Annotated in this window: 18 protein-coding genes; 16 read left to right on the top strand and 2 right to left on the bottom strand. The window is 56.0% G+C overall.

Annotated elements, in window-relative coordinates; all coding sequences use genetic code 11:
- Positions 1 to 44: 44 nt before the first annotated feature.
- The 13 genes from purS (at position 45) to DQG23_RS32040 (ending at position 15,663) form a co-directional block, all read left to right on the top strand.
- Positions 45 to 293 (top strand): phosphoribosylformylglycinamidine synthase subunit PurS, encoded by a 249-nt coding sequence (gene purS, locus DQG23_RS32100; protein ID WP_113035123.1) that lies wholly within the window; start codon positions 45 to 47, stop codon positions 291 to 293.
- Positions 293 to 985, top strand: coding sequence for a phosphoribosylformylglycinamidine synthase subunit PurQ (purQ, locus tag DQG23_RS32095; protein WP_113035122.1), 693 nt, complete (start codon positions 293 to 295; stop codon positions 983 to 985). The genes purS and purQ overlap by 1 nt, the downstream gene beginning before the upstream one ends.
- Positions 963 to 3,212, top strand: a complete 2,250-nt coding sequence (purL, locus tag DQG23_RS32090) for a phosphoribosylformylglycinamidine synthase subunit PurL (RefSeq protein WP_113035121.1) — start codon at positions 963 to 965, stop codon at positions 3,210 to 3,212. Before purQ ends, purL begins: the two co-directional genes overlap by 23 nt.
- Positions 3,213 to 3,394: 182 nt before the next feature.
- Positions 3,395 to 4,810: an amidophosphoribosyltransferase gene (gene purF / locus DQG23_RS32085; RefSeq protein WP_238178149.1), complete on the top strand. Its 1,416-nt coding sequence runs from the start codon at positions 3,395 to 3,397 to the stop codon at positions 4,808 to 4,810.
- A 259-nt stretch (positions 4,811 to 5,069) separates the two neighbouring features.
- Positions 5,070 to 5,471, top strand: coding sequence for a RidA family protein (locus DQG23_RS32080; RefSeq protein ID WP_113035119.1), 402 nt, complete (start codon positions 5,070 to 5,072; stop codon positions 5,469 to 5,471).
- Between the two features lie 170 nt (positions 5,472 to 5,641).
- Positions 5,642 to 6,682 carry a phosphoribosylformylglycinamidine cyclo-ligase gene (purM, locus tag DQG23_RS32075; RefSeq protein WP_113035118.1) on the top strand — a complete coding sequence of 347 codons (1,041 nt, stop codon included), beginning with the start codon at positions 5,642 to 5,644 and terminating at the stop codon, positions 6,680 to 6,682.
- The gene (gene purN / locus DQG23_RS32070; protein ID WP_113035117.1) at positions 6,682 to 7,344 is read left to right on the top strand and encodes a phosphoribosylglycinamide formyltransferase; all 663 of its coding nucleotides are present in this window, start codon (positions 6,682 to 6,684) and stop codon (positions 7,342 to 7,344) included. The genes purM and purN overlap by 1 nt, the downstream gene beginning before the upstream one ends.
- 601 nt (positions 7,345 to 7,945) lie before the next feature.
- Entirely contained in the window at positions 7,946 to 9,124 is a 1,179-nt protein-coding gene (locus tag DQG23_RS32065) for a phosphoribosylaminoimidazolecarboxamide formyltransferase (RefSeq protein ID WP_113035116.1), read from the top strand.
- Between the two features lie 200 nt (positions 9,125 to 9,324).
- The gene (locus DQG23_RS32060) at positions 9,325 to 10,062 is read left to right on the top strand and encodes an IMP cyclohydrolase (protein WP_238178142.1); all 738 of its coding nucleotides are present in this window, start codon (positions 9,325 to 9,327) and stop codon (positions 10,060 to 10,062) included.
- A 13-nt stretch (positions 10,063 to 10,075) separates the two neighbouring features.
- Positions 10,076 to 11,329: a phosphoribosylamine--glycine ligase gene (gene purD / locus DQG23_RS32055; RefSeq protein WP_113035114.1), complete on the top strand. Its 1,254-nt coding sequence runs from the start codon at positions 10,076 to 10,078 to the stop codon at positions 11,327 to 11,329.
- Positions 11,330 to 12,554: 1,225 nt separating this feature from the next.
- Positions 12,555 to 13,724 (top strand): acyl-CoA dehydrogenase family protein, encoded by a 1,170-nt coding sequence (locus DQG23_RS32050; protein WP_113035113.1) that lies wholly within the window; start codon positions 12,555 to 12,557, stop codon positions 13,722 to 13,724.
- Between the two features lie 25 nt (positions 13,725 to 13,749).
- Complete coding sequence (gene solA, locus DQG23_RS32045) at positions 13,750 to 14,904, top strand: N-methyl-L-tryptophan oxidase (protein ID WP_272949080.1); 1,155 nt, start codon at positions 13,750 to 13,752, stop codon at positions 14,902 to 14,904.
- Positions 14,905 to 15,003: 99 nt separating this feature from the next.
- Positions 15,004 to 15,663, top strand: coding sequence for a Bax inhibitor-1/YccA family protein (locus DQG23_RS32040; protein WP_337589422.1), 660 nt, complete (start codon positions 15,004 to 15,006; stop codon positions 15,661 to 15,663).
- A gap of 469 nt (positions 15,664 to 16,132) precedes the next feature.
- Here the strand turns inward: DQG23_RS32040 and alr are convergent, their stop codons facing one another.
- Positions 16,133 to 17,299, bottom strand: coding sequence for an alanine racemase (gene alr / locus DQG23_RS32035; protein WP_192894661.1), 1,167 nt, complete (start codon positions 17,297 to 17,299; stop codon positions 16,133 to 16,135).
- Positions 17,300 to 17,740: 441 nt separating this feature from the next.
- Between alr and DQG23_RS32025 the strand changes: the two genes are divergently transcribed.
- Genes DQG23_RS32025 through DQG23_RS32015 form a run of 3 tightly spaced genes read left to right on the top strand, consistent with a single transcriptional unit; the run spans position 17,741 to position 21,213 of the window.
- Complete coding sequence (locus tag DQG23_RS32025; RefSeq protein ID WP_146762422.1) at positions 17,741 to 19,039, top strand: neutral/alkaline non-lysosomal ceramidase N-terminal domain-containing protein; 1,299 nt, start codon at positions 17,741 to 17,743, stop codon at positions 19,037 to 19,039.
- Between the two features lie 51 nt (positions 19,040 to 19,090).
- Complete coding sequence (locus DQG23_RS32020; RefSeq protein ID WP_113035109.1) at positions 19,091 to 19,993, top strand: GNAT family N-acetyltransferase; 903 nt, start codon at positions 19,091 to 19,093, stop codon at positions 19,991 to 19,993.
- 26 nt (positions 19,994 to 20,019) lie between these two features.
- Entirely contained in the window at positions 20,020 to 21,213 is a 1,194-nt protein-coding gene (locus DQG23_RS32015; RefSeq protein ID WP_238178141.1) for a M20 metallopeptidase family protein, read from the top strand.
- 256 nt (positions 21,214 to 21,469) lie between these two features.
- On the opposite strand, the gene DQG23_RS32010 is transcribed toward DQG23_RS32015, so the two are convergent.
- Positions 21,470 to 22,282, bottom strand: coding sequence for a sugar phosphate isomerase/epimerase family protein (locus DQG23_RS32010; protein ID WP_113035108.1), 813 nt, complete (start codon positions 22,280 to 22,282; stop codon positions 21,470 to 21,472).
- Positions 22,283 to 22,324: the final 42 nt, after the last annotated feature.

Raw genomic sequence — 22,324 nt, 5'->3', positions numbered from 1 at the left:
GGAGCGGATTTACGCTTCGTAAAACTTTAGGAGGCCAACCCTTAATGATCAAAGCAACCGTCTATGTAACGATTAAGCAAAGCGTATTGGATGTTCAAGGAACAGCCGTTCAAGGCGCGCTTCACTCGATGGGCTTTCAGGAAGTGGATAAAGTGCGCGTAGGGAAATACATGGAAATGACGCTGAACACGACTGACCGCAGCGAGGCGGAAAAACGCGTGCGCGCTATGTGCGAAAAGCTGCTGGCGAATACGGTTATCGAAGATTACCGCTTCGAACTGGAGGGTGCGTAATGAATTTCGCGGTACTGGTATTCCCGGGTTCCAACTGCGACCTGGATTGCTATAAGGCGGTAGAGGAAACGATTGGTCAGAAGGTCGAATACGTATGGCATACGGAAACGGATTTGTCCAAATACGATGCCATTCTCGTGCCAGGCGGCTTCTCCTATGGAGACTACCTGCGCTGCGGCGCGATCGCGCGCTTTGCGCCGGTTATGACTGCGCTTGTGCAGGCTGCAGAGCAAGGCAAATTTATTCTCGGCATTTGCAACGGATTCCAAATTTTGCTTGAGGCGGGTCTTCTGCCGGGCGCGATGCTGCGCAACAAAACGCTAAAATTCCGCTGCCACAGCACGCTCCTGCGCGTTGAGAACAACCAAAATCCGTTTACGGTGGATTATAAAGAGGGCGAAGTGATCGATATCCCGATCGCTCATGGGGAAGGCAATTATTATTGCGACGACGCCATGCTGGCCGAGCTGAAGGCTAATAACCAGATCGTGTTCCGTTACGCGGTCGACAACCCGAACGGTTCGGTGGACGACATTGCCGGTATCAGCAACAAAGCGGGGAATGTTGTCGGCATGATGCCGCATCCGGAGCGCGCGGTTAACGAGCTGCTCGGTTCTGCGGACGGCAAGCGGATGTTTACATCAATTTTACAGACCTGGAGGGAGAAACATGACGCAGCAGTTAGCCGCTAAGGAGCCGACGGCAGATCAGATTGCCGATCAACAAATCTATAAGCAGATGGGCGTAACCGACGAGGAGTATGCAAAAGTTTGCGGCTTTCTCGGACGCAAGCCGAACTACGTGGAAATCGGCGTATTCAGCGTCATGTGGTCGGAGCACTGCTCCTACAAAAACTCCAAGCCGGTGCTTCGCCGTTTCCCGACAAGCGGACCGCGCGTCCTGATGGGACCGGGAGAAGGCGCCGGAATCGTCGATATCGGCGACAATCAGGCTGTCGTATTTAAAATCGAAAGTCATAACCACCCTTCGGCTGTCGAGCCGTACCAAGGCGCGGCGACAGGCGTAGGCGGCATTATCCGCGATATTTTCTCGATGGGCGCACGTCCGGTAGCTTCGCTCAACTCGCTTCGTTTCGGCAAGCTGACGAACGACCGGGTTAAATATTTGTTCGAAAACGTCGTTTCCGGCATCGCCGGCTATGGCAACTGCATCGGAATCCCGACGGTCGGCGGCGAAATCATGTTCGACGAAAGCTACGAAGGCAATCCGCTCGTCAACGCGATGTGCGTAGGCATTATCGATCATGATAAAATCCAGCGCGGCGTCGCGCAAGGGATCGGCAACCCGGTTTTCTACGTCGGTCCGGCAACTGGACGCGACGGCATTCACGGCGCAACGTTCGCATCGGAAGAGATCAGCGAAGAGTCCGAAGAAAGACGCTCGGCGGTGCAAGTCGGCGATCCGTTCATGGAGAAGCTCGTGCTTGAAGCTTGCCTCGACCTGATCAATTCCGGCATCGTCGTCGGGATTCAAGATATGGGCGCAGCCGGTCTTACCTGCTCCAGCTCTGAAATGGCGAGCAAAGCGGGCAACGGCATCGAGCTTTACCTTGACGAAGTGCCGCAGCGGGAAGAAGGCATGACGCCTTACGAAATGATGCTTTCGGAGTCTCAGGAACGGATGCTTTTCGTCGTGAAGCCGGAGCATGAAGAGCAAGCAAACGCTATTTTCGCCCGTTGGGGACTGCAATGCTATAAAGTCGGCAAAGTGACGAACGACGGACGTCTTCGTCTTATCCATAAAGGCGAGGAAGTCGGCAACATGCCGGTAACGGCCCTTGTCGACGAGTGTCCGCAGTACAACAAGCCTTCCAAGGAGCCTGCTTATTACGCGGAGCAAGGCCAAATCGACACGACCCGCTATGCGGAAGTGACGGATCTGAACGAAGCGCTGGAGAAAGTGCTTGCTTCCCCGACGGTGGCGAGCAAGGAATGGGTTTACAACCAATACGACTACATGGTTCGCACGAGCACGGTCGTTCGTCCGGGTTCGGACGCGGCAGTCGTTCAAGTGCCGGGCACGCGCAAAGGTCTTGCGATGACGACGGACTGCAACGGCCGTTATGTGTATCTTGACCCGGAAGTGGGCGGCAAAATCGCGCTTGCGGAAGCGGCGCGTAACGTCGTCTGCTCGGGCGCGGAACCGCTTGCGATTACGGATAACTTGAACTTCGGCAGCCCCGAGAAGCCGGAAATTTTCTGGCAGCTCGAGAAAGCGGTCGACGGGATGTCCGAGGCTTGCCGCAAGCTGGACACGCCGGTTATCGGCGGCAACGTCAGCTTGTACAATGAGAACGCCAAAGGCGCGATTTACCCTACGCCTGTAGTCGGCATGGTCGGCTTGGTTGCGGATATCGACAACCATTTGACGACGCAAGGCTTCAAAAACGAAGGCGACGTCATCGTCCTGCTTGGCGATACGAAAGCTGAGCTCGGCGGCAGCGAATTCCAATACGTCATTCACGGCGTAACGGAAGGACGTCCTCCGCAAATCGATCTCGACGTAGAAAAAGCGCTGCTCGGCACCGTTCTGGACGCAATCCGCAAAGGCTTCGTCGCTTCGGCGCACGACTTGTCCGACGGCGGACTGGCGACAGCACTTGCAGAGTCCTGCATTAGCGGCCGTCTTGGCGCAAGCGTCAACTTCACAACCGAATTGCGCAGCGACTTCGCGCTGTTCAGCGAAAGCCAATCGCGTATTTTGCTTAGCGTTCCGGCCGGCAAGAAGGATACGCTGCTCGCGCTTACGAGCGCAAACGGCGTGCCTGCACAAGTGCTGGGCACGGTCGGCGGCAGCGATCTGAGCATTCAAGTTAATGGAAAATCGGCGGTTCAGTCACCTGTAGCGAAACTAGAAAAGGTTTGGAAGGACGCGATTCCATGTCTCATGAAATCCTGATACCCGGCGGTTCGGGGTTAGCTTTCTGCTCCGAGCCGACGCGCCTTGCGGATCGTGCGAATGCCGTGGCGACGGCTGCTTCGGCAGCCGCTCTCTCCGCGGATGACGCTTCCCAGGCAGCGGCGGCGCAAGCGAACGGTACATCGGTACCGCTTTGGGCAGGCAGCTATTACAACGAAGGAATGGACAGCGACGTTTTCGATAAATTGAAAGAGGAGTGCGGCGTTTTCGGGGTGTTCGGTCATCCCGAGGCGTCCGCTCTCAGCTTTTTCGGCCTGCATGCGCTGCAGCACCGCGGCGAGGAAAGCGCGGGGCTTTGCACGACGGACGGTAACGAATTTTTTTATCACCGCGGCATGGGGCTCGTCAAAGAAGTGTTCGACAATGATAAAATTCAATATTTGAAAGGCTCGATGGCGATCGGACACGTCCGTTACTCGACTTCGGGCGAAAGCAAGCTGCAGAACGCGCAGCCGCTCGTATTCAAGTACCGCGGCGGCGACATTGCGATCGCGACGAACGGGAATCTCGTCAACGCGGCGGAAATTCGCCGGGAGCTGGAAGAGGAAGGCTCGATCTTCCAAACGACAAGCGATACGGAAGTCGTCATCCATCTGATAGCCCGCTCGAAGCGCGACAACATCGAGGACGCGGTCAAGGATGCGCTTAAGCGTGTCGAAGGCGGCTTCGCTTTCTTGATCATGGTGCACGACAAGCTGTTCGTCGCCCAAGACAAGAACGCTTTGCGGCCGCTCGTTATCGGCAAGCTGGGTGACGCCTATACGTTCGCTTCCGAAACCTGCGCGTTCGAAACGATCGGCGCCGTTTATCTTCGCGATATTAAGCCTGGCGAGATGCTTATTGTCGACAAGAACGGGTTGCGGGAAGAACGCTTCGCCGAAATGGAGCGGCGGGCGATCTGCGCGATGGAGTTCATTTATTTCTCCCGCCCCGACAGCGATTTGGATGAAATCAACATTCATATGGCCCGTAAAAGAATGGGTCAGGTGCTGGCGCAGGAATCGTTCGTCGATGCCGATGTCATCACCGGGGTTCCGGACTCGAGTATTTCCGCAGCGATCGGCTTTGCCGAGCAAACCGGCATCCCGTATGAAATCGGGCTGATCAAAAACCGCTACACCGGCCGGACGTTCATTCAGCCGAGCCAAGAGCTTCGCGAGCGCGGCGTCAAAATGAAGCTGAGCGCCGTTCGCAAAGTGGTCGAAGGCAAACGTGTCGTCATGATCGACGATTCGATCGTACGCGGCACGACATCGCTTCGTATCGTCAATATGCTGCGCGAAGCCGGTGCCGCTGAAGTGCATGTGCGAATTACTTCGCCGCCATACAAAAATCCTTGCTTCTACGGCATCGATACGCCAAGCCGTAAGGAGCTGATCGCCTCCAGCAAGTCGATCGAGGAGATTCGCAAGGCGATCAACGCCGATTCGCTCCACTTCCTGACGAAGGAAGGGCTGCTCGAGGCTGTCGGCCGTACGAAGGATGAGTACAATCGCGGCATGTGCATGGGCTGCTTCGACAACGATTATCCGACTAAGGTATTCGACGAAGAGGAAGCCGGCTGCGGCTGCGGGTAATGGATCGGACCTGGCTGATGATCGGGAGGAATTGATCCGACCGGTCCGAGGCGGGTGTTGCCGGGACATACGAGTCAAGGGTAACGGCAAGCCGAGCCGTGCAAAGGGAATGCGTACCGGCGCGGCAGTTACTGACGGCGGACTCTTGACTGCTGAAGATGACTGCGGGAGGCTGGAACGATGAACGAGTGCGTACCGGCACGGCAATTACTGACGGCGGACTCTTGACTGCTGAAGATAACCGCGGGAGGCTGGAACGATGAACGAGCGCAAAACGGTATCGACAGGTTCTCCATGGGAGCCGCTGGTCGGCTATTCGCGGGCGATCCGGATCGGCGATCGGGTCGAGGTAGCCGGAACGACGGCTATGCGCGACGGCCGAGTGATCGGCGGCAGCGATGCGTACGAGCAGGCGAAGGCGGCGCTAACGATCATTAAAGAGTCGCTGGAGCAACTCGGCGCTTCGATGGCGGACGTTGTCCGCACCCGGATGTACGTAACCGACATTTCGCAATGGGAGCAAATCGGCCGGGCGCATGGCGAGTTTTTCAAAGATGTGCGTCCCGTGGCGACGATGGTGGAAGTGAAGGCGCTCATCGATCCGGCTTTGCTTGTGGAAATCGAGGCCGAGGCCGTCGTTAAGGCTGCGGACGGCAGGTGAGGAGCCGGGCAGGCCTGGAAGCCGGACGACGGTTAGCGGTCTGCAGGGGCTTTTAAAGGATCGGCATGACCGGGATTCTAAGGAACAGGATGAACGGGTGTGCGATTGGCATACGGTATAAGAAATAGGTACATTTATGGTGGACGATTATTTGGAGGAGTGTGGATTCGGTGTCAGAAGCGTACAAAAAGGCAGGCGTCGACATCGCGGCCGGCAACGAAGCGGTTGAGCGGATGAAAAAGCATGTGAAGCGGACGTTTCGTCCCGAGGTATTGACCGAATTGGGCGGCTTCGGCGCTTTGTTCGGGCTGAACAAGGATAAATACGAGGAGCCTGTGCTCGTTTCCGGAACGGACGGCGTGGGTACGAAGCTGAAGCTTGCTTTTGCGATGGATAAGCACGATACGATCGGCATCGACGCCGTAGCGATGTGCGTCAATGACGTAGTCGTGGCCGGTGCGGAGCCGCTGTTCTTCCTTGACTACCTGGCGACGGGCAAAATACTTCCCGAGAAAATCGAAGCGATCGTAGCGGGCATTTCGGAGGGCTGCGTGCAAGCGGGCTGCGCTCTGATCGGCGGCGAAACGGCGGAAATGCCGGGCATGTACACGGATGGCGAATACGATATCGCCGGATTCACGGTCGGCATTGCGGACAAAAAGAAAATTATCGACGGCTCTTCGATTCAAGCCGGCGACGTTGTACTCGGGCTCGCTTCGAGCGGCGTTCACAGCAATGGTTTTTCGCTCGTGCGCAAGCTTTTGCTGGAAGACAAAGGGTACCAACTGGACCAAACGATCGACGAACTGGGCGGCAAGCTCGGCGACGTGCTGCTTACACCGACGCGCATTTATGTGAAACAGGTGCTTGCGCTGCTTGAGAAGGTGCAGGTAAAAGGAATGGCGCATATTACCGGCGGAGGGTTTTTGGAAAACATCCCGCGTGTCCTTCCGGAAAATGTAAACGCGCATATCGAGTACGGCTCGTGGCCGATTTTGCCGATTTTCCAGTTGATGCAGCGTGACGGCGCAATCAGCAACAACGATATGTTCCGCACCTTTAACATGGGCATCGGCATGGTGATCGTCGTTTCGGCGGAGCAAGCCAGCGAAGCGGAAGCTATTTTGAATGGTCTTGGCGAGAGCGTATATCGCATCGGAACGATTACGCCCGGCGAGAGCATCGTTACGTTTAACGGAGCAGAAGTGTGATGAGGGCTGAAGAAGGAAAGCAAGAAGCGGTGAATACGGAGCGGGTCGCAGATTCGTTCCGCATCGCCGTGTTCGCTTCCGGTAACGGGAGCAATTTTCAAGCGCTTGTCGATGCGGTTGCCGCGGGCAAGCTAAACGTGACGATCGAGCTGCTCGTCTGCGACCGGCCGCAAGCGGCGGTAATCCAGCGCGCGCAAAAAGCGGGCATTGATGTTTTTGCCTTCCGGCCTAAAGAATACGCATCGCGTGAGGCGTATGAAACGGAAATCGTCCGAGAGCTGGACCGCCGCGGCATCGACTTGATCGTATTGGCGGGTTATATGCGTATTTTGACGGAAACGATCGTCAACCCGTATTACGGGCGGATGATCAACATTCATCCTTCGCTGCTTCCGTCGTTTCCGGGCGTACGGGCAATCGAGCAGGCGTGGGAGCATGGCGTCAAAACGACAGGCGTAACGGTTCATTACGTGGACGGCGGTCTTGACAGCGGTCCGATCATTACCCAGCGCCCGGTCGAGGTGCGCGAGGAAGACACGCTCGAAACGCTTGAGACGGCGATCCATGCGGTCGAGCATGAGCTGCTCCCGTATACCGTCGGCTTGATCAGCGCCGGCCGCGTCCGCCTCGAAGACCGCCGCGTATACATCGCGCGCGTTTAACCCGACCGCAGTTAACGGCATAAGCCGTTAACTTGCTTAAGCTTAAAGTTACTTAAACGTCGCCTGGAAGGTCAGGAGTAGGTCTTGAGATCCTGGTTGAGATCTTGGTTTGAGATCTTGGGGTTTGAGGTTTTGGGTATGGTTTTTGGGTGAAAGGGAGCTTCATGACGGTAGTCGTGACGCGGTTCTTAGCGGGGCTGGGGCGTTGCGGACTGAAGTAGTGGTTCCCTCCAGCAGGCAAAAGTGTAGGGAGAACGGAATCGTGAGCGTGTCCGGTACAAGAGAGATCGCGCTATAGGCGATCTCGAGGGGACGTAAGCGAGTTTGTAACAATATTATCATCGAAGACGGCCCCGTAGTTAGTGCGCAGAGTTTCGGGGTCCCGGGGTGAAACGCCTGGGGGTCCTCCCCTTGGAAGGGGAGGATTTAGGTGGGGATCGAAAAGGTTTTAGGTGGGAATCGGAACGCTTTAGGTGGGGATCGAAAAGGTTTTAGGTGGGAATCGGAACGCTTTTAGGTGGGGAATTGAAAAGGTTTAAGGTTTGAAAATTGCTTTAAAGAGGAAAATTCCTCGGGGAATTTATTAATTTTGGGGGTACACATGAGCGACATTTATGAACTTTCGCTTCGTTACGGGATGAATCCGCATCAGAAGGATGCGAAGCTGTCGAATGGCGGGAAGCCGCTTCCGATCAAGGTTGTTAACGGTGATCCGGGTTATATCAATTTGCTCGACGCGCTTAACGCGTTCCAGCTCGTACGCGAGCTGCGCAATGCGACCGGACTTCCGGCTGCAGCATCGTTCAAACACGTCAGCCCGGCAGGCGCAGCGGTTTACGCGCCGCTTAGCGATACGCTGAAGAAAGCTTATTTCGTCGAAGGGCTTGAGCTGTCGCCGCTGGCAACCGCTTATGCCCGCGCTCGCGGAGCGGACCGGATGTCTTCGTTCGGCGACGCTGCGGCGCTTAGCGATACGGTAGACGCTTCGACGGCAAACTTGCTGAAGCGCGAAGTATCCGACCTTGTCGTGGCACCCGGTTATACCGATGAGGCGCTGGAGATTTTGAAAGCGAAAAAAGGCGGAAAATATCTGGTTCTTCAAATCGATCCGGATTACGTGGCGGACCCGCAGGAAATGCGTCTGTTGTTCGGCTTGAAGCTGGAGCAGCAGCGCAACGACGCGGTTATTACGGAAGCTTCGTTCGAAAGAATCGCGACGAAGAACAAAGATCTGACGGATGATGCCAAACGCGACCTGCTCGTGGCGCTCATCACGCTTAAATATACGCAATCCAACTCGATCTGTTATGCGCTTGACGGTCAAACGATCGGGATCGGAGCCGGCCAACAGTCCCGTATTCACTGTACGCGGCTGGCGGGAGATAAAGCGGACCGCTGGTTCCTGCGTCAGCATCCGATGGCGCTTGGCATGAAGTTCCGTCAAGGCATCTCGCGCGCCGAGCAAAACAACGCGATCGACCTGTGGCTGGAAGAGGACGTGACGCCTTTCGAGCAAGCGGCATGGGAGCAATGCTTCGAGGAAGTTCCCCGCCGTCTGACGAAAGAGGAGAAGCGCGAATGGCTGAGTGGTTTGCAGGGCGTATCGTACGGCTCCGACGCATTCCTGCCGTTCCGCGACAACCTCGACCGCGCAAGCCGCAGCGGCGTCAAATACGTCGTACAAGCAGGCAGCTCGATGCGCGACGAGGAAGTCGTGCAAGCGGCCGACGATTACAACATGGTAATGGTCTACTCCGGCGTTCGGTTGTTCCACCACTAATTATTTAGCGGGCTTATTGTTCGCTAACTGTAAAACCCAGGCTGCTTAGAACCTGCTTTTTATAACTAAATGATCTTCGGGAAACCCGCATAACACTGGGTTTTCGGAATCGATAGTTAGGAAAATCGGCGTTTCTAAACAGCCTGTACCATTCCCGTTATTTTTGAATGATAGTACGAAACGAAAGGAAGATTGCGAACGTGACAACGACTACGAAATGGAGCGAGATTGCCGACGGCAACATCGCAGCCTTGAAGCAAAACGTTTATCCCGGACGCGGGATCGTCATCGGCCTCACGCCGGACGGTACGCGGCTTATGCAGGTTTATTGGATCATGGGGCGCAGCGAGAACAGCAGGAACCGTGTATTTGTCGCGGAAGAGAACGGTTTTCTCCGCACGGAAGCGCGCGATCCGGCTAAGCTGACCGATCCGTCGCTCATCATCTACTATCCGGTCCGTTACGAAGGACAGGCGCACATCGTAACTAATGGCGACCAAACGGATACGATCTACGAAGCGCTCCAAAACGGCGGCACGTTCGAGCAAGCGCTCGCGACCCGCACGTACGAGCCGGATGCGCCGAACTTCACGCCGCGGATTTCCGGACTGGTCGATTTGAAGGACGAGAACAACGCGTACAAGCTGTCGATTCTCAAATCGAACTCGAACGATGAGGCGCAAACGCAGCGTTATTACTATCACTACGAGCAGCCGATTGCCGGTTACGGCCATTTAATCCACACGTATGCGGGAGACGGCAACCCGCTTCCGTCTTTTAACGGAGAGCCTGCGCTGGTGCCTTTGCAGGATGACATCGAAGCGACCGCGCGTTTCTACTGGGACCTGCTTGACGGGGAGAACAAAGTATCCCTCCTTGTCAAAACGATCCGCCGCGACAACGGCCAAACGGAAATGAAAATCATCAACAAGGACTGAGGAGGACTCTCACTTGCGTATTTTGGTCATCGGCCGGGGCGGCCGCGAGCATGCAATCATTTGGGCGCTTTCGAAGAGCCCTAAGGCTGAAAAAATTTACTGTGCGCCAGGTAACGGCGGTATCGCCGAGCTAGCCGAATGCGTGCCGATTCAGGAAAACCAGTTCGAGGAAATCAGCCAGTTCGCTTGCGATAACAGCATCGATCTCGTCGTCGTCGGTCCTGAGGATCCATTGGCGGACGGAATCGTCGATTTCCTTGAAGCGAAGCAAATTCCGGTATACGGCCCGCGCAGCAATGCGGCGATTATCGAAGGCAGCAAGGTGTTCACGAAAAACCTGATGAAAAAATACGGCATCCCTACGGCCGCTTACGAGTCTTTCGAGCGTTACGAGGATGCGCTTGCTTATGTGCGCCAAATGGGCGCGCCTATCGTAATCAAGGCTGACGGACTGGCAGCGGGCAAAGGCGTCGTCGTAGCGCAGACGCTGGAGGAAGCGGAGAAAGCGCTGAAGGATATCATGCTCGATAAAATCTTCGGCGAATCGAATGTCGTGGTCGAAGAGTTTTTGCAGGGGCAGGAAATGTCGCTGCTGTCGTTCGTAGACGGCAATGTCGTACGTCCGATGGTTCCTTCGCAGGATCATAAGCCGGTGTTCGACAACGATAAAGGCCCGAATACGGGCGGTATGGGCACGTATTCACCGGTACCTCACATTCCGCAATCGATCGTCGACGAAGCGATCCGTACGATCGTGAAGCCGACGGCGGAGGCGATGGTCAAGGAAGGGCGCCCGTTCCGCGGCGTATTGTACGCAGGCTTGATGCTGACGGCGCAAGGGCCGAAAACGATCGAGTTCAACGCGCGCTTCGGCGATCCGGAGACGCAGGTTATTTTGCCGCGGCTGGAAACGGATTTGCTGGACATTTTCCTGGCCACAATCAATGGACGGCTTGAAGAAATGGACATCCAATGGAGCGACCAAGCGGCTGTATGCGTAGTGCTCGCTTCGCCGGGTTATCCGGGTAACTATCCGAAAGGTTTGCAGATCGACGGCCTGCGCGACGTGAAGGACGCGATCGTGTTCCATGCGGGCACATCGGCCAAAGACGGCCAAATCGTAACGAACGGCGGGCGCGTGCTTGGCGTTGTCGGACTTGGCAGCGGCATTGCCGAGGCTCGCGCGCAAGCTTACGCCGGCGCGGATGTCATTCAATTCGAAGGCAAGCACAACCGGACGGATATCGCGAACAAAGCGCTGGTGTAGCCGGAGCGATCGTTTTTTTGAGAATATAGCAATAGATAATGTTTCACATACTAAAAGAAAAAGGGCACCCTGTATAAAATCGGAGCGGGCATTCGCTTGCAGCCGTTTCTTATACGGGGTGTTTTTTTGCTTGTTCGCCGTCTTGTAAAATACTTAATAATGTAATTACTTTCCAAAAGTAGTTGACGTTTGAAAATCCAATCGGTATCATAGACATGAACTATAATCCATACTGTTTCAATCGGAATTCGGTGGAAAGGCGAAATGAACCGAATCGGGAAAAAGTTCATATAGCTATGGAGGTTAGTAGCATTTTAACTCTTCTACTATAGATTTTATAAGGGATGTAGGGCGTTTGATCGTGCAACAGATAGTCGCCGCCTGTCCTTCAGAGCTTTAGATGCAACCTCCATGTCGCAGATGAGTTGTGTCCTAGAAAACTAGTTAGGTAATGGCTACTACTTGTAAGGCAAGTCTCACTATCTCTCGCCGAAAATCTGTGTTCTGGAGGCATAACGAGGAAAAGGCAACTATTTGTAAGGCAAGTCTCACTATCTCTCGCCGAACCCCCCGTGTTCTAGAGGCATAATGAGGAAAAGGCAACTATTCGTGAGGCAAGCCTTACTATTTCTAGCCGAAAACCCGTGTTCGGACGAGTTAATGAGGCAAACGCAATTATTAGTGAGGCAAACGAAATTGATAGTTTCGTTTGCCTCACTAAGGGGCGAGAACGAGCAGTTTACCTGCGAAATAGTGAGGCCAGCCTCATGAACAATAAGGTTTTCTACACTAAGCGCATGGTCCGCGAATAACAATTCGTATACCCGTGTTTGCATTCGTAACCAGTAATCAGTAAGCAGTAACCAGTAAGCAGTAACCAGTAAGCAGTAAGCAGTAAGCAGTAAGCAGTAAGCAGTAAGCAGTAGCAGTAGCAGTAGCAGTAGCGGTAGCGGTAGCAGTAGCAGTAGCAGTAAGCAGTAGCAGTAGCAGTAAGCAGTAGCAGTAGCAGTAAGCAGTAGCAGTAAGCAGTAGCAGTAAGCAGTAGCAGTAGCAGTAAGCAGTAGCAGTAGCAGTAAGCAGTAGCAGTAAGCTGTAGCAGAAACCAGTAACCAGGTCTTTTTCAATCCCTGGATTTAGACTTGATCCCGTATTAGGTTATGATGGAAGATAATATTATCGATGGCGTTAGCATGCTTATCGTTACACTGGGAAAGCAGGTGGACAGATGACGAATGGACCCACAGGAAGCGGTGGCCGGCTGGATGCGCTGCTCGAAACAATCGGCAAGCTGGCTGACCGGTTTGCCGGCCGAGCCGAACGGTATGACAAGGAAGCATTGTTTCCGGTTCAAAATATAGCGGATTTGCGGGAAGCCGGATATTTGGCGTTAACCGTTCCGGCTCGTTACGGCGGTTTGGAAGCCTCGCTTTACGAACTCGTCGTGCTGCAGGAACGGATTGCCCGCGGAGACGGGGCGACGGCTTTATCGCTCGGCTGGCATCTGACAACCATAATGGAGCTGAATGTCCGCAGGTTATGGGAGGAGGAGACGTTCGCTAAGTTGTGCAAGGATGTCGTGGAGTCCGGCAGCTTGGTCAACAAGCTTGCAACGGAGCCTTCCACGGGCAGCCCCGCACGGGGCGGGCGGCCGCAATCTACTGCGACGCGGACGGAAAACGGATGGCTGCTGAACGGCCATAAAACGTTCTCGACAATGGGAACGGAGCTCGATTATTTGATCATTACCGCAGCGATCGAAGGCGAAGAAGCGATCGGCGAGTTTCTAATTCGCAAAGGTACTCCGGGCATTCGCTTCGAGGCGACTTGGGATACGCTCGGGATGCGCGGAACGCGCAGCGACGATATGTATATGGACAATGTCGAGGTATCGGACGAACAACTGGTACATCGTATCCATAAGAAAACGGGGTTAAAGACGCTTGGAGGCTGGTACCTGCATATTCCGTCCTGCTACCTGGGCATTGCCCAGGCGGCGCGCGACTATGCCGTACGATTCGCAGCGACTTACAGCACGAGCAGCACGAACGGGCCGATTCGGCATTTGCCGAACGTCCGCCAATTAATCGGCCGCATCGATCTGGAGCTGCTGACGGCAAGGCATTTGCTGCATGCGGTGGCCAAGCGGTGGGATACGGAGCCGGATGCGAGAAGCGGACTCGGCGCGGAGCTTGCGGCGGCGAAGCATGTCGTCACCAATACGGCGGTATCGGTCGTCGATATGGCCATGCGGGTCGCAGGCGGTCACAGCCTGCACCGGTCATCGCCGCTTGAGCGGTATTACCGCGATGTCAGGGCGGGGCTGCATAATCCGCCAGCCGATGAAATTACGTTGAACATGTTGGCCGATCGGGCATTTGAAGCTTATGACGGTTAGCAATTCGGGGAGAGGAAGAGCGGCGTTGAAACGACGGCATTACGGTACGATTGTGATCGGCGCCGGCGCTATGGGGATGGCGGCCGGCTATTACTTGACTTTGCGGGGAGCGGACCCGCTGCTCATCGATGCCTTCGATCCGCCGCATACCGAAGGAAGCCATCACGGGGAAACGCGCATTATCCGTCATGCTTACAGCATGGCGGATGCTTACGTCCCCTTGGCGCTTAGGGCGCAGCAGCTTTGGGAGCAGTTGGAGCGGGAGACGGCCAGACTGTTTACGAAAACCGGTGTTTTGCGCATGGGACCGGCCGGCTCTGCCTATTTGAGCGGCCAGACGGAGGCTGCCATGCGGTTTGGCGTTCCAGTCGAATCCCTTTCTGCCAACGAGATCGCAAGGCGATGGCCCGGCATTCGCTTGCCCGAATCGATGGCAGGCAATTTCGAGCCGGAAGCAGGGGTGCTGTCGCCGGAGTGCTGTCTTTGCGCGTATCGGATGATGGCGGAGGTGCATGGCGCGGATTTGCTGATGAATACGGCAGTCCGAGATATCCGTATCGGCAAGCGCGAGGCGACCGTCGTGACGTCGGCCGGCGAATATACCGCCGAACGTCTTATTGTCTGCGCCGGTGCGTGGACCAACCGGCTGCTCGCCGAGCTGAGGCTGCCGCTTCGCGTGCTGCGGCAAACGGTCGGCTGGTTTGAAGCGGACGAAACGCTTTATCGCGCCGATTCGTTTCCCGCCTTTATTTTGAACGGGCCGTCAGGCGACTATTATGGGTTTCCCAGCATAAAAGGGAGCGGTCTGAAAGCGGGACGCCATGACGGCGGGCAGCCGATATCGCCGGATTCGCCGCTGCTTCCGTTCGGCTTTTACGAGGAGGATGCGGGCGATCTTGCCCGTTTGCTGCAGACGTATTTTCCGCAAGCTTCGTCAAGCAAGCTGCTCAAGAGCGCGGTTTGCAAATATACGATGACGCCGGATGAGCATTTTATCGTCGACAGTCATCCGGAGCATCCGCATGTATGGATCGCCGCAGGCTTTTCGGGCCACGGCTTCAAGTTCGCGAGCGCGGTCGGCGAGATGCTGAGCCAGCTTGCGTGCGACGGGACGTCGAAGCTGGACCGCGCCATTTTCTCCATAGATAGACCCGCCTTGCGCGATGCCCGTATATCATAGCCGGGGCGAGGAAGGAAATTTTGCCAAGCTGTCATAGCCTGCCCATCAATTATGATATACTAGATGAAGAAGTTCATTTCCCAAAAAGGCGGGATGTTCATGGATATGCAGCAGCAATCGGCATATGGGGTGTCAAGGGAATACAACGCTTCGTTCCATAAGCTGATGCGTATGTTTACGCTTTCGATTTTGATTTCGTTCATCGGTACGGTGGTCGGTACGCAAGTGCCTCCGGCATTGTTCCTGCCGCTGATCATTCTGGAATTCGCGATGCTGATCGGCGCCTTCTTCATTCGCCGCAGCAAGAGATCGATCGGTTATTTGTTCGTGTACGCTTTTACGTTTCTTAGCGGGGTGACGCTGTATCCGGTAATCGCCAATTACGCTTCGGTCGGCGGCGCCAAAATGGTGAATTCGGCTTTCATCGTGACGACGGTTATTTTCGCCGGTTTGACGGCCTACGCCTACTTCTCCAAGCGGGATTTCAGCTTCTTGGGCGGCATGCTGATGGTCGGGCTTTTGACGCTGATCGGATTCAGCCTCGTCGGTTTGTTCGTCGGCGGTTTCAGCGGTCCGCTCGGTCTGGGGATTGCAGTCGTCGGCGTCCTCGTCTTCTCGGGGTTCATCTTGTACGACATCTCGCAGTACAAGCACGGCCTGCCGGACGAAGCGATTCCGCTCGCGGTGCTGAGCCTGTACCTGAATTTCATCAACCTGTTCTTGTATGTTCTGCGGCTGTTTGGCCTTTCGAGGGACTAAGCGAGAATTTGCGGCACAAAAAAGACCGTTCGGAGATTTCATTCCGGACGGTTTTTTTGTTCTTACGATTAAAGATCGAAAACCAGTGCCATGGAGGCTCCTTCGTACGCTGTAGCCCGAATTTGCCCGTTTGGAGCAAGGAATCCAGATTCGCTTTACGCTGGAATCCGAATTTGCCTGCTTGGAGAATGGATTTTCTGGAGTGCCGAGCCAAATAGCCGCTGCAAGCGGGCATTTTCGGACTGTAGGCGAGGAAAGGGGGGCGGACTCGATTCCAATAGGGCCATATCGGACTGCAGCGCACGGAAGCGACGAACGAAGAGGACGTCAGGAAAAACGAGGGTAACAGCCGCCGTGCGATCGGGTACCGTGCGCCCACCGGGGTCGCGCGGTGCGGAAACCGTTTGTTCGAGCGGAAGCGCGAACGCATATCTTACGTCAAGGACGCCGCAAGCCGTTTACCCTTGTTTTAGCCGTAAAAACGCGGCACTCTTTTGCTTATCCCGCAAAGCACCTCATAGCCGATCGTGCTCGCCAGCGCCGCGATGTCGTCGGCCGATATGGCATTGCCGCTCTCGCAGTCCCCAAGCAGGATTGCCTCGTGGCCGAGCGCGATATGGGGGATGCCCGTAACGTCCGCCATGGTCTGATCCATGCAGACATTGCCGGCGATCGGCGCTTTACGGCCGTTGATCAGTACGGCGCCGATGTTCGAGAGCGCCCGGGGCAGGCCGTCCGCGTACCCGATGGGGAGAACGGCCAGCAGCCTTTCGCTCTCCGCCCGGTACGTGCAGCCGTAGCTGACATGCTGTCCGGCGGGAATCTGCTTTAGCGCCGCGATCCGGCTCTTCAAGTGCATGGCTTTTCGCAAAGGCAAAACCTGCAGCGAACGGTCTTCGCAAGGGTTCAAGCCGTACAGGCCGATGCCCACTCTGACCATATCCAAATGCATATGCGGATAATGGATCGTTCCGGCCGTATTGCAGCAATGCTTCAGCGGAATGCTTATACCGTTCGCCTCCAGGAGGCGGACGATTTGCATAAAGCGCGCAAATTGCTGCTCGGTATAACCGGAGCCGGAACGGTCTGCATCGGCAAAATGCGTAAAGACGCCTTCCAATACGACATGCGGAGAAGCGGCCGCCATCCGCGCCAGCTCCAAGGCCTCTTCAGCCGTACGCACCCCGAGTCTGGTCATGCCGGTGTCGATTTTCAAATGCACGCGAGCTTGCTTGCCGAAGCGTGCTGCACTTTCGATAACGGCTTGCAGCGTATCGCGCTCAAAAACCGTAACGGCGACGCCTTGATCCACCGTCTCTGCGGCAAATTCCGGCGCCGTATAGCCGAGGATAAGGATCGGCGCGGTAATCCCCGCATGGCGGAGCGCGAACGCTTCATCCGCGAACGCAACCGCCAAATACGCGGCTCCCGCCGACAATGCGGCCGATGCCGTCTGAACGGAGCCGTGTCCGTAGCCGTCCGCTTTGACGACTGCCATCAGCAGGCAGCCGTCCTGCAGCAGCGATTGAAACGCGCGCACGTTGTGCCGGATGGCGTCGAGCGAAATATCGGCCCATGTATGCCGATATTGCTGTTCGCGTTTGGTACCGTTCGAATGATGTAAAGTGTCCGCCATATCCAAGAGCGTCTTCCTTCCTGCCAAAAAAGTTGTTTCCAGTATACAAAAAAATGAATGAATCCGTCTTTATCCCAAAACATGAAAAAAGAGCCGTTTTTTTGTGCAAACGGACAAACCGCGCGAATTTCCGGCATGCTAAAATAGGCAAGAAACTGGTCCGATGCTTATGACGGCTGCGGTTTCGAACGACGGCATGCATCGTATACCGGAACGCTTTCCGGGTGCCGGTGAAAGCTTGCATCGAATGCCGAAGCGGCACGAAATTGAAGCATAAAATTATTGAGCGCCGCCGATATTTCGAATGCGTTATCTATTATAATAAAGGTAACCGGTTTCAGGCCACCGTTCTTGCAAAAGCCTTTCATCTTAGACGTTCTGACCGGAACGGCGTTAATAATCATGCACGTTAATCGTTAGCTACGGAAAGGATGATGGATTGTGCTTACATGTGGAATGGCGGAAACGGATATTACGCCGCCGCTTGACAGCTCGATGCCGGGTTATTTTCACGACCGCAAATCGACCGGCGTTCTGGATGCGTTATACGCGAAATCGCTTGTCGTCGAGACCGATAAAGGGGCAGCGGCATGGGTCGCCTTGGACTGCATCGACCTGCCCCGCCGTGTCGTGCTCGGTATCAGGGAGCGAATACATAAAGAAACGGGCATACCGGCATCCAGCATCATGGTGTCCGCGACGCATACGCATACAGGCCCTCCGGTTGTCACATGTTCGTTTATGACGGCCGATGAGACGTATTTGAAGCTGATGACGGAGAAGGCGGCGGACGCGGCCATCATCGCCTACCGGACAAGGAAAGCGGCGCGAATCGGTTTCGCCTCCGGCGAGGAAGCGGACATCGCATTTAACCGGCGGTTTTGGATGAAGGACGGCAGAGTACGGATGAACCCGGGAATCGGCAATCCCGATATCGAGCGGACGGAGGGACCGATCGACCCGCAGGTGCTTGTCGTCCGGATCGACGAGCTTGACGGTAAGCCGATCGGGGTCGTGACCAATTACGCCTGCCATACCGATACGGTCGGAGGCACGCTGTACAGCGCGGATTATCCCGGAGAGCTGAGCGCGTCGCTTAAACGTTCGCTTGGGGAGCATGTCGTCAGCCTCTTCCTGATGGGTGCCAGCGGCAATATCAACCATATCGACGTCAGCGGCAAGTGGCCCATACAGCGTGAGCATCATCGGGTATTGGGGCGTATTCTTGCAGGCGAGGTGCTGAAGACAAGGGAAAAAGCGGCGTTAACGGATGACGTTGAAATCGGCGGAGCGCAGCTGTTTTTCCAGACGGCCTGCAGGCGCCCTACTGATGAGGAAGTGGAAAAAGCGAGGCAGCGCGTCGCCTCCGATACGGAAAGCGAAGTAAGGAAGGCGTTCGCTGCGGAGGTTCTGTTGGCGGAAACGAATGGCGATACGGTCGCGGACATCGAGATTCAAGCGATCAAGCTCGGACCTCTTGCCGTCGTCGGTTGTCCCGGCGAGCTTTTCGTCGAACTGGGGCTGGCGATCAAAGCGGCATCTCCGTTCCCATACACCGCGGTCAACGAGCTGAGCAACGGATCCGCCACCGGCTATGTTTGCACCCGCGAAGCGTTCGCTAACGGCAGCTATGAGCCGAAGATCACATCAAACAGCCGCCTGCCTGCAGGAATAGGCGAGCAGTTCGTGCAGCATGCGGCGGAGCTGCTGAGCAGGATAAACGGCGAGCAGGCCGAATAACGTATGTAGATTGCATGTCATAGCACATTCCTTAAAAATTGAGGTGTTCCTATGGAGAACGGGACTGTCCGCTTCGGGCGGCTGAACGCTTGTACGTTTGACGAGGCCTTATCGCTGTGGAATCGCGGCTTTACCGGCTATTATTCGGATATGACAAGGAACATGGAGCAATTGATAAACAGCTTTGCGGCGAGCTCCATCAAGCCCGAGCTGTCGGTGGCCGCGTTCGTGGACGACGATCCCGCCGGCTTCGTATTTATCGCCACGAAAATCGTCGACGGCCGCAAATGGGCCTGGAACGGAGGCACCGGCGTAGCGCCGGAATACCGCGGCAAGGGAATCGCGAAGGCGCTGATGCGGGAGGCGCAGCGGATTTTTGCGGAGGAAGACGTGGATTGCGCGATTCTGGAGGTCGTTTGCAAGAATGAGCATGCGATTTCGGCCTACGAGAGCGGCGGCTTTCACAAAACGGACCGAATAGCGGGACTTGCGCATAAGGGCATGCTTGACGAACAATGCTTCCGGGTACCGGATTCGGCCTGGGGATTGCAGGCGGATTACGGCAAAGCTTCGGCTGCGGCGGCGCTCGATTTTTACCGGGAGGTGGCCGCTTGGGAATGCATGTGGCATAACATCAAGAACGGGGAAGCGCTGATCGTCCGCGATCAGTTTGGCGAAGCGGCGGCATATGCCTTGTTTAGCCGAACCTTCGACAAGCAAGGAAATATGGAGTCCGCAACCTTATTCCAATGCGAGGCCGCCCCGGGAAGAGAGGATCGCGACGCGCTGTTCGCTTTCGCTTTAAGGGACATTTACGGGCCGTTTGACCGGGAATGCTCGCGCAGCACGGCCAACTTGTCTACCGCGAATCCGGAAGTGATCGATATGCTGAAAGCGGCCGGCTTCGAAACGCGTTACGAGCAATATTTGATGGTTATGGACCGCAGCCAATAGCTGAATAAAGAGAGGGACGTTTACCGATGATGAACGAGTTAAGGGAGCAGGCGCAGCAGCTGGAGGAGTCGCTTATCGCGCTGCGCAGGGAGCTGCACCGGTTTCCCGAGCTGAGCTTTCAGGAATTCCGCACGGCGAGCCGGGTGACGGAGGAGCTGCAAAAGCTCGGGCTCGAGGTGCAAAGCGGAATCGGCGGACACGGCGTCGTGGCCGAGCTGAGAGGACGTTATCCCGGGCCGGCGATCGCTTTTCGCGCGGATATGGATGCACTTCCGATAACCGAGGAAACGGGACTTGACTATGCGTCGGAGCGGGCAGGAGTTATGCATGCTTGCGGGCATGATATTCATACGACCGTTTTACTCGGTGCGGCCATGCTGCTCGCCAAGCGGCGCGAAGAGCTTCACGGGACGGTGCGCTTCCTGTTTCAATCGGCCGAAGAAATTCTCGCGGGCGCTAAAGCGATGATTCAGGAAGGCGCGATGGAAGGGATCGCGGAGGTTTACGGGGTACATAATTTGCCTAGCCTCCCGGCCGGCAAAATCGGCGTGAAGCCGGGCGTCGTCATGGGCTCGATCGACCGCATCGAGATTCGCGTCGAAGGCCGAGGCGGGCATGGCGGCTATCCGGAGGCTTGCATCGATCCGATCGTCGCCGCCTCCGCCGTCATTATGGGGCTGCAATCGGCAATAAGCCGGGAAATTCCGCCTACGACGGGGGCGGTCGTCACGATCGGGACGATTCAAGCCGGGACGGCGAACAACATTATTCCCGACTTTGTGGAAATGACGGGTACGGTGCGGCATCTGGACGCGGAATGGCGGAAGACGATGCCGGAGCGGATAACGAGAATCGTCGGCGACATTTGCCGGGCGTACCGCTGCGAGGGCACCGTGACGTATATCGAGCAGGTAGCTCCGGTCATCAATGACGAGTCATGCGCCGAATATCTTGCCGAGGTCGCCGACTCGCTTGTCGGCAGGCATAATCGTACGCTGCCTCTGCCGATGACGTACGGCGAAGATTTCGCGGAGTTTTTGGCGTTTGCCAAGGGCGGCTTTTATTGGCTCGGCTCCGGACCGCAGGAGCAGGCCGAGCTGGCTCCGGGCTTGCACAGCCCGCGCTTTAACCCGGACGAAAGCTGTATAACACTCGGCGCCGCCATGTTCGCGGGCATCGCTTTGAAGCGGTTGGCGGGGGACGGCTCCGGCTTGCGCTAGTTCACTCGGCAAGCCGCTTAGCATGGCAGCTGTTTCGCGTCGCCCGCAGCTCCCAGTGTCTGGTGTTGCGGACGGTCGATCACATGCGGCGCAGCCGGATCGCAAATATGCATACAAAAAAAGACCGTTTCTCCATCTCGTTGAGAGACAGGAACGGTCTTTTTTCTCCATATAACAAGAACGTGTAACGTTAAAGCCGCTCTGTGCATTCGTAACGCAGCCGTCAAAGACGGGGAAAGCATCGGCCTCCCGGTAATTATTTCGCCAGAGCCGGCTCCCATACGGCGGTTTCGAACCGTTTGGCCATCCATAAGCAAACGTCCCACAGATCCGATACAGGCTGGTTTGTAAACGGCAGCGTATGCATGTAGCCCGGAGGGCCGAATTCCGGCGTGAACGTCACGAGCGGAGCGCCTTTGGCTTCCTGGAGACGGATGATTTCCGTCCACCAGCTTTCGTGAGCCGCAAGCTCCTTGGCATATTCAGGTGCGGCCGGATGAGGCACCTGCGGTCCTTCCGCATAGCCGACGCGGCCGTGGATATGTATCGTGCGTTCGAACGCGAGCGCCAAGTTTTCCGCTTGATCACCGAGCAGCGATTCGCAGACGCAGCACCAGTGGCTGAAATCCGCCGCAATTTTCAGATCGGGAAACTCGCGAAGCAGCCTGGCTGTCGTCCACGGGGTGAACATCGCACGCATCCGGTGCGTTTCATGTCCGACCGGGATGCCGTATTGTTTCTCCAGCTCCAGAGCTTTGGCGAAAAAGGCCGTCTGATCCGCATAATCCATTGAATCCCGCGCACTGTGCGACGTGATCTTCAATGGGCGGAATTCGGCGATGGCGTCGAGCTGCTGCGAGAAGGATTCCAGATGGTCCGGGCCTTGCGTGTAGATCATCGAAATATAATCAAGCTTATGCTCGGCCAGCAGCTCCTTGAAAGCTTGTCTCTGGTCCGGGGCCGGCAAACCCGCCTCGATTCCGCCATAACCTGCGGCGGCTATGCGCTTAACTTGCTGCTCAAGCGTGCCTTCCATTCCCCACAAAGCTTTGAATACCTTTAATTCCATCGTGTCCTGATTCCTCCCTTAGTCGGCATTCGCCTCTCCAAT

The sequence above is a fragment of the Paenibacillus contaminans genome, from assembly GCF_003285015.1.
In the GTDB taxonomy this organism is placed as follows: Bacteria; Bacillota; Bacilli; order Paenibacillales; family NBRC-103111; genus Paenibacillus_V; species Paenibacillus_V contaminans.
Note: the sequence above shows the minus strand (reverse complement) of the source record. Positions and strands in the feature narration are given on the sequence as shown.